General features: G+C 59.9%; 12 protein-coding genes. 2 read left to right on the forward strand and 10 right to left on the reverse strand.

Annotated features, from left to right (window positions below):
* Nucleotides 1–7: 7 nt before the first annotated feature.
* The 8 genes from L248_RS01495 to L248_RS01530 form a co-directional block, all read right to left on the reverse strand.
* Nucleotides 8–3,172: a carbamoyl-phosphate synthase large subunit gene (locus tag L248_RS01495; RefSeq protein WP_022528271.1), complete on the reverse strand. Its 3,165-nt coding sequence runs from the start codon at nt 3,170–3,172 to the stop codon at nt 8–10.
* Nucleotides 3,165–4,262, reverse strand: coding sequence for a carbamoyl phosphate synthase small subunit (locus tag L248_RS01500; RefSeq protein WP_022528272.1), 1,098 nt, complete (start codon nt 4,260–4,262; stop codon nt 3,165–3,167). The genes L248_RS01495 and L248_RS01500 overlap by 8 nt, the downstream gene beginning before the upstream one ends.
* A gap of 6 nt (nt 4,263–4,268) precedes the next feature.
* Nucleotides 4,269–5,597 (reverse strand): uracil-xanthine permease family protein, encoded by a 1,329-nt coding sequence (locus L248_RS01505; protein WP_022528273.1) that lies wholly within the window; start codon nt 5,595–5,597, stop codon nt 4,269–4,271.
* A 19-nt stretch (nt 5,598–5,616) separates the two neighbouring features.
* Nucleotides 5,617–6,156 (reverse strand): bifunctional pyr operon transcriptional regulator/uracil phosphoribosyltransferase PyrR, encoded by a 540-nt coding sequence (gene pyrR, locus L248_RS01510; protein WP_022528274.1) that lies wholly within the window; start codon nt 6,154–6,156, stop codon nt 5,617–5,619.
* Between the two features lie 400 nt (nt 6,157–6,556).
* Nucleotides 6,557–7,474 carry an RluA family pseudouridine synthase gene (locus L248_RS01515; protein WP_022528276.1) on the reverse strand — a complete coding sequence of 306 codons (918 nt, stop codon included), beginning with the start codon at nt 7,472–7,474 and terminating at the stop codon, nt 6,557–6,559.
* Nucleotides 7,471–7,956 carry a signal peptidase II gene (gene lspA, locus L248_RS01520; RefSeq protein WP_022528277.1) on the reverse strand — a complete coding sequence of 162 codons (486 nt, stop codon included), beginning with the start codon at nt 7,954–7,956 and terminating at the stop codon, nt 7,471–7,473. The genes L248_RS01515 and lspA overlap by 4 nt, the downstream gene beginning before the upstream one ends.
* Nucleotides 7,931–9,607 carry a formate--tetrahydrofolate ligase gene (locus tag L248_RS01525; protein WP_022528278.1) on the reverse strand — a complete coding sequence of 559 codons (1,677 nt, stop codon included), beginning with the start codon at nt 9,605–9,607 and terminating at the stop codon, nt 7,931–7,933. Before L248_RS01525 ends, lspA begins: the two co-directional genes overlap by 26 nt.
* 16 nt (nt 9,608–9,623) lie before the next feature.
* Complete coding sequence (locus tag L248_RS01530; protein WP_022528279.1) at nt 9,624–10,079, reverse strand: EbsA family protein; 456 nt, start codon at nt 10,077–10,079, stop codon at nt 9,624–9,626.
* A gap of 66 nt (nt 10,080–10,145) precedes the next feature.
* Between L248_RS01530 and L248_RS01535 the strand changes: the two genes are divergently transcribed.
* Nucleotides 10,146–10,535 (forward strand): ribonuclease HI, encoded by a 390-nt coding sequence (locus L248_RS01535; RefSeq protein WP_022528280.1) that lies wholly within the window; start codon nt 10,146–10,148, stop codon nt 10,533–10,535.
* Nucleotides 10,536–10,595: 60 nt separating this feature from the next.
* Here L248_RS01535 and L248_RS01540 read toward each other — a convergent pair whose 3' ends face one another.
* Nucleotides 10,596–11,198: a nitroreductase family protein gene (locus L248_RS01540; protein WP_040534218.1), complete on the reverse strand. Its 603-nt coding sequence runs from the start codon at nt 11,196–11,198 to the stop codon at nt 10,596–10,598.
* A gap of 151 nt (nt 11,199–11,349) precedes the next feature.
* Between L248_RS01540 and L248_RS01545 the strand changes: the two genes are divergently transcribed.
* Nucleotides 11,350–12,237, forward strand: a complete 888-nt coding sequence (locus L248_RS01545; RefSeq protein ID WP_022528282.1) for a DegV family protein — start codon at nt 11,350–11,352, stop codon at nt 12,235–12,237.
* Between the two features lie 62 nt (nt 12,238–12,299).
* On the opposite strand, the gene L248_RS01550 is transcribed toward L248_RS01545, so the two are convergent.
* A complete protein-coding gene (locus L248_RS01550) occupies nt 12,300–12,641 on the reverse strand; it encodes a hypothetical protein (RefSeq protein WP_040534220.1) in 342 nt (113 codons plus the stop codon).
* Between the last annotated feature and the right edge of the window lie 152 nt (nt 12,642–12,793).

The raw sequence follows: 12,793 nt of genomic DNA on the forward strand, positions 1-12,793 counted from the left end.
TTTTGTCCTATTCTTCTTCGTCCTCTTCCGGCTCCGCCCCCTGGGGAATCGTCGCAAACCGTTGCGACTCCAGCACGTTGAGCAAAGCGCCCAACGTATCCAGCTCCGTGAATAGGGGAATGCCCTGCACCAAGGTGACGTTGCGGATGAGCACGGTGTCCCGGATCGACGCAGCGTCCATGGGGTCATTGGTGTACACGATGGCCTGCGGGCCGTCCGTGTTGTGGGCCGGTGCCATGCTTAAAGCCACCGCATGCTTATTTTGAATCCGCTGGATCGGCAGATGATGCTTCTGGAAGTAGTTAGCCGTGTGCGGCGTCGCTTGGATCTGGTAGCCGATGGCCCGGAAACGGCGGGCCAGCTTAAGTGCCTGGGCCTTGTCGCTGTCGGCTACGGTGAAGAGGATGTTGCCGTGGTCGGGGAACGGGTTGTTGCCGGCGGCCAGGGTCTTGTAGTAGGCCTTGGCGAAGGTGCCGGCCTTCCCCATCACTTCTCCAGTGTGATAGGTGGTGACGTTCAAGTCATCGGCTTGCTGCGTGAGCTTCGCCACGGAGTAGACCGGTGCCCAAACGTAGACGGTTTGGCGTTTGGTCTGGGTCATTTCTGGCAGCGGCAGCTCCTTCAGCGTGTTGCCCAGGAAGATACGGGTGGCCAGTTCCACCAGCGGAATGCCGCTGGCCTTGGCGAAGAATGGCAGCGAGCCGCCGCCAATGGTCTGGACATAGAGCCGGCGGAAGTGATCCCGCTGCCAAATGTAGGTGACTTGAACGACCCCGCGGACGTTCATCTGGTCGATGTCCGTCTCTGCTACCCGGCCGAGGGCGGTGCGCTGCTTGGCGGACAGATGATTGGTCGGGAACACCGACAGCATGTGGTCCACGTTAGCGTTCTGGGCCCACAAGTGCTCCACGATGCCGGCGACGTACACATCCGTGCTGTCCTTCAAGCCGAATACCTCGTAGGTCGCCCCGTCCGTATACGGCTGCAGGCGAATCACCTGGTCCGCCGGCAAGTGGGCGCCGGTGAGAAAGTTCTGAAGGACCTCCGCACTGGTAATGAAGTGGGCGTGGGCCGCAAAGTGGCGTTTCGACGGACTGATCCATAACGGGTAGCCGATCTGGTCGGCCGCCGCCGCGACGTGGGCCGGGTCCGTGGGGATACGGCCGCGCAGCTTCAATGGTTCCTTGAGAGACTGCTTCGGCAGCTCCGTCAGCGGACTGTCGAACAGCGGCACGCCTGCCGCGCTGAGGGCTTCCTGGAAGCGGACGGCGGTGCTGCCGCCGAACTGGGTCAAGACCCCCACCGGCTGCTCGGCGTCGACAACATTCAGGATGTCCTCCAGCGTCAGCGGTTCAAAGTACAGCCGGTCGCTATGGTCCCGGTCAGTGGAGACCGCCTGGGCGTTGCAGTTGATCAGGATCGCGGCATAGCCGCTGCGGTGGATTGCGTTCAAGGCGTGCACCGTGCCGTAATCGAACTCCTGCCCTTGGCGGGTCTGGTACGCCCCGGAGCCGATGACCAGGACGGCGTCTTTCTTCATCGGTGTCTGCTGACCCGCTTCACCGTAGGTACTGAAGTACAGCTTCGGCGGCCCGAACCGGTTGCCGTCGTTGGTCCCGGACACCGTGTAATGCGGCACGATGCCGGCGGCCAGACGCACCGCCCGAATCTGCCGGGTCGGCAAGGACCACAATTCGCCGATGCGCCGGTCAGAAAGGCCCAGCCGTTTCGCCGCCAGCAGAGTCTCCGTATCGCCGGGATGCTCCGCCACAGCCTTGATCATGGCAACGATGTTGGCCAGCCGTTCCAAAAAGTAAGGGTGGATCTTCGTCAATTCGGCGATTTCGCTCACACTGTACCCCCGGTGCATCGCTTCCAGCATGGCAAATAAGCGGTCGTCTTCAGGATGGATCAGATGACTGGCCAGCGTGTCATCGTCAAATTGGGCGACCCGGGTCAAGTACTCGTCGTCGGTGTCCCAGGTCAGACTGCGCATGGCCTTGAGGATGCTTTCTTCCAAACTGCGGCCGAAGGCGACGACTTCGCCGCTGGCCTTCATCTGGGTGCCGATGCGCCGGTCCGCCCCAATGCTTTGGTAGGACCAGCGGGGCAGTTTGGTCACCAGGTAATCCAAGACCGGTTCGCTGGCAGCGGTCGTCGGCGCGGCCGCCCCTTCCGGACTGAGCGGAATCTCGGCCAACGAGCGGCCGATCGCCAGCAGGGCCGCTACGCGCGCAACTGGGTAGCCGGTGGCCGTTTCGGCTAAGACCGCGCTGCGGCCCAGCCGCGGGTTCACTTCGATAACGTAATACGCGTCGCTGTTCGGGTCTACGGCAAATTGAACATCGCAGATACCCTCGATGGCCAGCGCCCGGATGATCTTGATGGCCGCTTCCCGCAGACGGGTCGCCTCGGTGTGGCTGAGGGTCTGGGCGGGGGTCACGACCATGGAGTCACCGGTATGGATGCCGACGGGGTCAACGTTCTCCAGCGTCGCCACCACAGCGGTGTTATCGGCGTGGTCGCGGACCAGTTCGATTTCGATTTCTCGGAAACCATCAATGGAGCGTTCCACGGCGACTTGGCCGGTGGGCGACAAGGTGATGCCGTTCTGAACGAAGGCGGCCAGGGCCTTGTCGTTGTGGGCAATGCCGCCGCCGGTGCCGCCCAGGGTGTACGCCGGCCGCACGATCACCGGCCAGCCCACCCGCTGAACGAAGGTGGCGGCGGCGGCCGGGGCCTCGACCACCGTGGCTTGGGGCACCGGTTCGTTGAGGTTGCGCAGGAGGTTGTAGAACAGCTCCCGGTCCTCCGTCTGCTCGATGGCGTTCAACGGCGTCCCCAGCATTTGCACGTGCAGTTCCGCCAGCAAGCCGTCGTTGGCCAGCTCCATGACCAGGTTCAGCGCCGTCTGGCCGCCGAACGTCGCCAGAATGGCGTCAGGCATCTCTTGGCGGATGATTTGGCTGACGAACTGGCGCGTGACCGGTTCAATGTAGACCCGGTCCGCACTGGCGGTGTCGGTCATCACCGTCGCCGGGTTGGAGTTGACCACGATGGTCTCGTAACCGGCGGCGTGCAGCGCCGCCAGCGCCGCTGCCCCGGCCTTGTCGAACTCCGCCCCCTGGCCGAGCACGTTGGGGCCGGACCCCAAGACTAAGACTTTAGGCATCGTTGATCACTCCTTCCCCGTGGGGATGACTGGTGACTGCCACCATCTCCATGAATTCATCGATCAGTTGGGTCGCATCCGTTGGTTCTGGATCGGCTTCGGGGTAGAAAAGCACCCCGCTGACCGGATACTGGCGGTGCCGAATCCCCGCCACACTATGGTCCCGAATGTCTTCGTGGGTGACGATCAGCGGGGTGTCCGCGACGCTCGCCCGGTCGATGGCGTAACTGTGGTTCTGCATCGTCTGCCAGATGCTGCCCGTGGCAATCTCCCGCACGGGGAACGGCCCGCCCCGGTGGTTGGCTTCGGTCAGGGCAGTCTTGGCCCCGTTGGCCAGTGCAATCAGCTGGCCGCCCAAACCAATGCCCAAAATCGGCACGTGGCCCTGCAGCTGCTTGATCGTCTCGGCCACGGGCAGCACGTCATTCGGGTTCCCGGGGCCGCTGGTGAAGACGACGGCATCCGGGGCGAACCCCAGAATGGCGTCGGCATCGGTGTTGTAGGGGACGATCGTTAAGTTGCAATCGCGCCGGGACAACTCCCGCAGCAGCGCGTGGCGCACGCCCAGATCGACGACCAGAATGTCCTGGCCGATATTGGGGCTGGCGTAAGGCTGCTTGGTCGAGACCTGCTTCACTTGGTCCCGAGGCAACACCAAGGCCCGGATCTGATCAAAGGCATGTTCATCCGCCGTATCCATGAAACTGGCTTTCAGCGGCCCCTTAGCTAACAGCGTCCGGCTCAGCGCCGCCGTGTCCACCCCGGTGATCCCGGGGATCTTGTGCCGCTTCAGGTAGTCATCCAAGTTGAACTGGGCGTAGCGGGAATGCGGTGCCGCCGTGATGTTGCGGGCGACGACGCCGCGAATCTTCGGCAGCAGGCTTTGAATATCTTCTTGGTTGATGCCCACGTTGCCGATCACCGGATCGGTGAAGGCAATGATTTGGCCGAAGTTAGCCGCGTCTGTAATGGTCGCCGTATAATCCCCGTTCCCGGAATTTAGGACGGCCTCCCCCGTGGTGATCACCGGTGCGCCGAACCCGGTGCCCGGAAAGTAAGAACCGTCTTCAAGGATGAGATACCGTTTCATAGTGCGTTACCTTTCTTTCTTCTGCGCCTTCTCCTCCGCCAGGGCCCGTTCGCTGCGGGCCTGGTCGGGCAGAATGAGGTTCAATAGGATACCGAGGACCGTGGCGATGGCAATCCCGGAGAAGTCCAGGACGCCGTTGCTGGTGGTCAGCTGCAGGTGGGCGTTGCCGATACCGATGACCAGCACCAGCGAGGCAATCATCAGGTTGCGCTTCTTGTCGAAGTCCACGTGGTTGTCGATCAGCACCCGCAGACCGCTGGACGCGATGACCCCGAACAGCAGGAATGAGATCCCGCCGATGACCGGACTGGGAATGCTCTCAATCAAGGCGGCCAGCTTGCCGATGAAACTGAAGAGGATAGCAAAGATGCCGGCCCCAATCAGGACATACACCGAATGGACCTTAGTGATGGCCATCACCCCGATGTTCTCGCCGTAACTGGTCACGGGCGGGCCGCCGAGCAAGCCGGCGGCGATAGAGGCCACCCCGTCACCGCTGAGGGTCCGGTGCAGACCGGGATTCTTGAAGAAGTTCCGGTGGGTCAAGCCGTTCAAGACCATGATGTGGCCCATGTGCTCGGTCATGGTGACGAAGGCAATGGGCGCCATGCTCAAGACGGCATCCAGGTGCCAGCTGGGCTGGTACTGAACGAAGGGGATCTCGAAGTTCGGCAGCTTGAACCAAGGCGCACTGAGCACGCCGGAGAAATCGACGATGCCGAACAGCACGGCAATCACGTAGCCAGCGATGATGCCCAGTAGGATGGCGATCTGGTTGGCAAAGCCCTTCAGGTACATGTTGAAGGCGACCGTAATCAGCGCCGTCAGCATACCCACAACGAAGAAGCGCCAATCGTAGGCTTTGCCGTTCATCGTGGCGTCGGAAGCGGCGGTGGCGGCCAATGACAAGCCGATGGCCATCACGATGGGGCCGACGACGATTGGCGGCAACGCCTTATCGATCCAGCCGGAGCCCATGAAATAGACGATGGCGGCCACCACCAAGTATACCAGACCCACGGCCACGGTCCCTTGGGCAATGGCGGGATAACCAGCGGTCTTCATCAAGGCCACCATCGGTACGATGAAGGCGAAGGACGACCCCATGTAGGCCGGGATGCGCCGCTTTGTGATCATGATGTGCAGCAGTGTCCCGACACCGGAAGAAAACAGGGCAATTCCCGGATCCAAACCGACCAGGATGGGTACCAGGACGGTGGAGCCGAACATCGCGAACAGGTGCTGGATGGACAACCCGACCCAGTGGCCGAAGGGCGGTTTATCGTGGATGTCTAAGACAACGTCATCGTTATGGTAGGTCTCTTTTTCTGCCATGGTCTCCCCTGCCCCTTCGCTAATCTTGGACGATGGCCACGCCATCGCTGCCGTCGATTTCTTTTACCCGCACCTGGATGTGTTCATCCAAGGCTGTGGGGATGTTCTTGCCCACGAAGTCCGCGCGAATCGGCAGTTCGCGGTGTCCGCGGTCCACCAGTACGGCCAAGCCGATCTTCTTCGGCCGGCCCAAGTCCATTAAGGCGTCCAACGCCGCCCGAATCGTCCGGCCGGTGTAGAGCACATCGTCGACCAGAATGACGTTCTGGCCGTTGATGGGGAAGCCCACTTCGGTGGCCGTGACATCCGGATCTTGACCCGTGCGCCGGCCGCGGTCGTCCCGGTAGTTGGTAATATCCAAGTCCCCCACCGGCACATCCACGTGCTCCAGCTGTTTCAGCCGGGAAGCGATCCGCTGGGCCAGGTAGATGCCGCGGGTTTTGATACCCACCAGGACCAGGTCATCGACCCCGTGGTTTTGCTCAATAATTTCGTACGTGATTCGTGTCAAGGCCCGGGTCATGGCTTGGGCGTCGACGATTTCTTTATTTTCTGACATGCTGTTGTTCCTTCCTTCGCTTCGTTTGGCTTTCCTTAAGCAGAGAGAAAGGCCCCCTATTCCGTGAGAATAGAGGGCCAATGCCGAGTTACCTTCCTAGTCTCACAGGGCCAGGTTAAAGGAATGCTAGGTACAGCATACGGAAAGGGGGCGGGGTTGTCAATGCTGTTCACGGTCCTGCTGCTCCCCTAGACCATGATGTGGTTGCTGGAACTGTTTTTGGCCATCGGCGCCATCGTAGCCGTCCAGGAAGCAATTGCTGGGCTCGCCAAAAAACGGCGCGGGGAAAAACACCAGTAATACATTCCTGTTTTCGCGTCAGCGGCAAATTTCGACATTAAAAAAAACCGGATCGTCATTCACTGTACGTCGTGCAGAGTGAATGGCGGCCCGGTTTGGTTTAGTCATTTTCTGTCAGCCATGTCAGCATCTTCCGGAAGTTTTCCGGCGGTGCCACTGAGAAGGTCAGCTCTTTCCCCGTCGTCGGCTGGGTCAAACTCAGCGTGGCCGCGTGGAGAAACTGTCCGTTCCCAGGTAATGTCTTCGGCGGGCCATAGAGCGGGTCGCCGGCGACGGGGTGGCCGATGTAGGCCATGTGCACCCGGATCTGGTGGGTTCGGCCCGTCTCCAAGATGGCTTGAATATACGTGTAATGCTTGAAGCGGCGCAGCACCTTGAAGTGTGTCACCGCCCGGCGGCCGTCGATCACGACGGCCATTTTCTTTCTGTCCTTCGGGTTCCGGGCGATGGGGGCGTCAACGGTCCCCGCGTCTTCCTTGATCACCCCGTGGACGATGGCCAGGTACTTGCGGTCGTTCTTATGCGCCTTCAGTTGGGCGGTAAGGCTCTGTTGGGCGCGGTCGTTCTTGGCGACCATTAAGAGGCCGGACGTGTCCTTGTCGATACGGTGGACGATGCCGGGGCGAATGGCCCCGTTGATGGTGGCCAGCTGCCCGTGGGCGAGCAAGGCGTTGACCAGCGTGCCGTGGTGGTGCCCAGGGGCTGGGTGGACGACCATGCCCTGGGGCTTGTTAACGACGATAACGTCATCGTCCTCGTACACGATGTCCAAGGGAATGTCTTCCGGCTGGGCAGCGATCGGTTCCGGGTCCGGCGGCGTCAGGACGATGGGCGTGCCCGCTGGCAGCTTTTCTTTCCCGTTCACCGGCTGCCCGGCGGCCGTCACCCGGCCCTCTTTGATCCATTTTTGAATCTGGGAGCGGGTCACGTCTTGATCGGCGAAGGCTACTGCCAGCGCCTTGTCGATACGCTGCCGGCTGCCGGCGGCGGTGACGGTCCACGTTAGTTCGGCGCTCATGCCGTTTTCCCCTTATCCAGGAAGAGCAAATAGATGAACAGCAAGGCGACGCCCACCGTCATGGCCACATCCGCCACGTTGGCGATGGGAAAGTCGATGAAGTCCAGTTGGAACATATCCACCACGTACCCTTGCCGCAGCCGGTCGATGAAGTTGCCCAAGGCCCCGGCGATCATCAGACTGATGCCGATGGTCAGAAAGGCCGAGTAACGGTAATGGAACAGCAGCCAAGCGAGGATGGCCAGCGCCACCACAGTGATACCAATGAGGAACGGCTGGCGGCCGGACAGAATACTCCACGCCGCCCCATCGTTGCGCACATGGGCCAGTGATAATACCCCGGGGATCAGCTTGCGGCTGGTGTTCAAGGGCACATTGGCGACGATCCATTTCTTCAACAGCTGATCGGCCGCCAGTATGATCACCACAATGACCGCGCTGTACAGCCACCAGAGTTTAGAAAAGACCTGTGATTTTGCCATTCTCATCCACATCCATATCCATTGCGGCCGGATGCTTGGGTAAGCCCGGCATTGTCAAAATATCGCCGGTCATGGCGACGATGAAGCCGGCCCCGGTCTTCGGGACCAAATTGCGGACGTGCAGCGTAAAGCCGCTGGGCGCCCCCAGGACTTTGGCGTTGTCCGATAGCGAGTACTGGGTCTTGGCGACGCAGATGGGCAGGCCGGTCCAGCCGTTACGCTTGATCTGGCGCAGGTCGCGCTTGGCTTCGCCGGTATAAGCGACGTCTTTGGCTCCATAAATCGTCCGGGCAATCGTTGCCAGCTTCTCTTCCACCGTGTCGCTGTTGGTATACAGCGGCTTGAAGTCCGTCGGTGCGTTCACGATTTGGGCGACATGTTCCGCCAAGGCCTTGGCCCCGGCCCCGCCGTCGGCCCAGACCGTGGTCGGATACGCCTTGACCCCGTCCGCGGCACACAGGTCTTGCAGCGTTTGAATCTCGTCCTGACTGTCTTGGGTGAACACATTGATGGCGACGGTAACCGGCCGGCCGTAACGCTGCATATTCTGGATATGCTTCTGCAGGTTAACATAACCTAACTTTAACGCAGCAACATCCGGCGTCTTTAAATCGGCCAGCTTGACCCCGCCGTTGTACTTCAACGCGCGAATCGTGGCGACGATGACCACCGCATCCGGCAGGTGACCGATGGCTGGGGCCGTGATGTCCATGAATTTCTCCCCGCCCAGGTCGGCGCCGAAGCCGGCTTCGGTGACGGCAATTTTGCCAGTGCCTAAGGCCGCACGCGTGGCCAGGATACTGTTGGCCCCGTGGGCAATATTGGCGAACGGACCGCCGTGGATGAAGGTTGGCGTGTGGGCCAGACTCTGCACCAAGTTGGGCTTAATGGCGTCCTTAAGCAGCATGGTGATCGCCCCGGCGACGCCCAGGTCAGCGACCGTGACAGGCTTGCGGTCATAGGTGTAGCCGATGACGATGCGGCCGATGCGCTCCTTCATGTCGGCCAGTGAATCTGCCAAACACAAAATTGCCATCAATTCGGAAGCCACGGTAATATCAAACCCGTCCTCCCGGGGAATACCATTGGCGTGGCCGCCCAGGCCGATGACAACGTTGCGCAAAGCCCGGTCGTTAATGTCCAGGGCCCGTTTCCACTGAATACGGCGGGGGTCGATATTCAGTTCGTTCCCCTGCTGCAAGTGGTTGTCGATCAGCGCCGCCAGTGTGTCATTGGCGGTGGTCAGGGCGTGCATGTCGCCGGTGAAGTGCAGGTTGATGTCCTCCATCGGGACCGCTTGCGCGTAACCGCCGCCGGTGGCGCCGCCCTTGATGCCCATGACCGGGCCGAGACTCGGTTCGCGCAGAGCAATCGTGGCTTTCTTACCGATCATGTTCAAGGCATCGCCCAAACCGATGGTCACCGTGGACTTGCCCTCCCCAGCCGGCGTGGGGTTGATCGAGGTGACCAGGACCAGCTTGCCCTGCTTTTGCTGTTGCAGACGGTTCATCGCCGCATAGGACAATTTAGCCTTATATTTCCCGTAGACTTCAATATCATCTGCGGAGAGGCCCACTTGCTGGGCAATTTCCGTGATTGGTTTGATCTCGTGCTGCTCGTTTTCTTGTGCAATCGCCAAGTCAGTTGTCACACAACATCGTTCCCTTCTAATGTTCTGATTGTTTTTCAGCGGGGTCCGTCAACCGCGCGATATGCGGTACCGCCGCCGTCCACGTGTCGAAGCGCACCCGGTCTTTCTTGAAGAAAACCAATTCGTGGCGCATGTACCGCGGGTGCTTGTACTGAATCGTCCGGGTCACCCGCGTGGTCTCCACTCGGGCCGTGTTCGCGAAGCGGATTTCCTTCGGCCTCAGCCAGAAAACCCGATTTAACCGCACCCCTTGACCATCAGGAGTGAGCGTGACCGTGTTTCCCAGCAGGCCATAGACGGCCAGGGCTGCCCCCGGTACCCAGAGGATGAGTGCCCACCAGTGAAAGGTGGCCGACTCCATCTCCCAGATGCAGCCCAGCAGGATGATACCGATCGTCAAAGACCAGTAGATCAGCGCTCCCGGGATGCCGGGCTGGTAGTACAGCTTATTCCGTTTTTGCGTCGTCGCCACAATGGCTCCCGCCTTCCGTGATAAGATACATAGTACAGTATACCGTAAGGCAGGTGATTTTCAGTAATGATTCGGTTACAAACCGACGGGGCCTTCGCCCCTGATGGCCTGGCCGGGGCCGGCATCATCTGGCAGAAAGGCCGAGATACCAAGCAGCTCAGCCGGGTCATCAGCGCACCGGACAACCATGCCGCAGAGTTTGCGGCGGCCCGGGTCGGCTTCCAAATCCTGAACGATAACGGCCAAACAGACGACATCATTCAGTTTACCACGGATTCCAAGGCGGTGGTGGCCGCGCTGACCAAACGGTACAGCCATGGCTACGCGGAAGATCTGGCGGCCCTGCTCGCCCTCACCGACCGCTTCAAGCTGGTCCTGCCCCAGTGGGTACCGGAGAAGGAAACGCATCAGGCCCATGCCTTGGCCCAGCAAGCCCTGGCTCGGCAGCGGCGCTGATCCCCGACCAATAAAAAAATGCCCCCGCAGGGACATTTTGGATACTGGAGCGATTCTGAGTTAATTGAACGTCTTGAACCGGTCTTCCCGGGGCAGATAGTCTTTCTCGCCCGCGTCCCCTTCAATGGAACCGAAGGGCATCTGGGCGCGCAGGATCCAGTTCACCGGCGTCTTGAATTCTTGCTGTACGAGTTCGTCGATCAAGGGATTATAGTGTTGCAGGTTGGCGCCGATGCCATTTTGGGCAAAGGCGGTCCAAATGGCCTGCTGGGCCCCGCCCAAGCCCTGCTCGGCCCAGTCGTGGAAATTGTCGGCGTAGAGGGCAAAGTCGTTCTCCATCTGGGTGACGATGGCCTGATCCCGGAAGAACAAAATCGTCCCAAAAGCCGCCTTGAAGCCGTTGATCTTGGCCAGGGTGCGCTGATAGGCCTCTTCCGTCGGGACTTCGCTCTTCAGGCGAGCGCCGGTCATGTCCCACAGCTTGGCATGGTGGGCGCCGAACAGGAAGATGGCCCGGACAGTCTGGCCGTTGAAGGCCGTGGGCGATTCCATGATGATGTCCTCGGCCAGCTTAACGATGTCAGCCGGGTCTTGGCGGACATTCTTACCCAGTTGGTAGATGGAGCGGCGTTGCTGCAATGCTGTTACGACTTGATCATTCAAATTGTTTACCACCTTGTTTTTAGCGTTGAATTTACCTTATCATGCTTACTTTAAGTAAGTCAAGGACCTTTTGCCATTTCTTTCATCTGTCGGCATGGTAGAATCAAGAGGATAAGACGCTATCATTCACAATTTGTAAGGGGCTTAATTCATGAAAACAGCTATCGTTACCGATTCGACCGCCTACCTCACACCAGCGGAAGCGGCCGCCCACCACATCACCGTGGTGCCCGTCACGATTCACTGGGGAGAAAACACGTACCGGGATTTGATCGACATTTCGTTCCACGACTTCTACGACCGCTTGGTCAAGGACCCCGTCCAACCGACCTCCTCCTTCCCCGCTTTGGGAGAAATGGAAGCCACTTTTAAGAAACTCGCGGACGAAGGCTACGACAATGTGCTGTGCATCGTTCTTTCTTCCGGGATTTCTTCCTTCGTGGAAAATCTGCGGGGCTTCGCGGCGCACTTCCAGACGATCAAAATCGTCACCTATGATTCCCACATCACTTGCGCCGGTCTGCGTTACATGGACCTGCTGGCCGCGACGATGCTGGAACAAGGCAATGACTTGGACACCGTCGTGCAGGGCCTGGAAGTCATGCGCAGCCGCATGGGTGTCCGCTTCATGGTGGACGACCTGGGGCACCTGCGCCGCACCGGCCGGCTCAGCGGTGTCTCGGCGACCATCGGCGGGCTGCTCAAGGTCAAGCCGATCCTGACCATCGATATTCAGGGCGAAGGCAAGATTACCGCCATCGCTAAGGAGCGCCAGGCCAAGAAGGCGTTCGAGCACATCAAGAAGGACTTCGGCGCAGCCATCCAAGACGTCCCCTACCCGGTGCGGGTCACGGTTTTTGACGCCGACGAGCCGAAGATGAAGGCCGAATGGGTGCAAGAATTACAGTCGTCATTTCCGCAAGTGACGGTGGACCAGAGCATTATTGGACCCGTCATCGGCGTCCACACCGGGCGCGGCGCCATGGCCATCATCTGGACCCAGGATTACAACGACCTGGCCAAGCACTACGCCCAGTAATCTTTAGCAAGAAAAAAGCATCGCCGCTTCGTACTGAAGCCGACGGTGCTTTTTGCGTTGACTCAATGTTCCCAGCTGACGAAATCGGCGCTGTGCCCCTTAAGGTAAGCCAGTGCTTCCTGAGCCAGCTTGTCCGTTTCCTGGGTTGCTTGTTCTCCGCCAATATCGTAGTAATCTTTCACGAAGCCCAAGCCAATCGCGTAGAAATTATCCTCACGGCCGATGCCGTTATCATGAAACAGGCTGTCCAGGCCATGCAGGTCCGGTTCTGCCGCACTGATCAGCTTGCCCGCCAACTGGTCCAGTGGCACATCCGGCAGTGTCTTGTGGGCATAACTGAACAGAAAGTCGTTCATATCCACAATGGCCTGGTGCCGTGCCTCGCGTTGTTTCTTCTTTGCCAAATCAATCAACTCCTATGGTTTGATTATAGCGCACTGGGGGAAGTGACGGGGCGGAAAACGTGAAACAGGTGGTGGAACGTGGGTGTCTGGTATTGGGCCCGGGTGACTCCGGGCTCCGCGGGCGGGGGCGGCGACGCGAAGCTAGTGCGAAG

Origin of the sequence: Schleiferilactobacillus shenzhenensis LY-73, from assembly GCF_000469325.1 — a bacterium.
Lineage (GTDB): Bacteria > Bacillota > Bacilli > Lactobacillales > Lactobacillaceae > Schleiferilactobacillus > Schleiferilactobacillus shenzhenensis.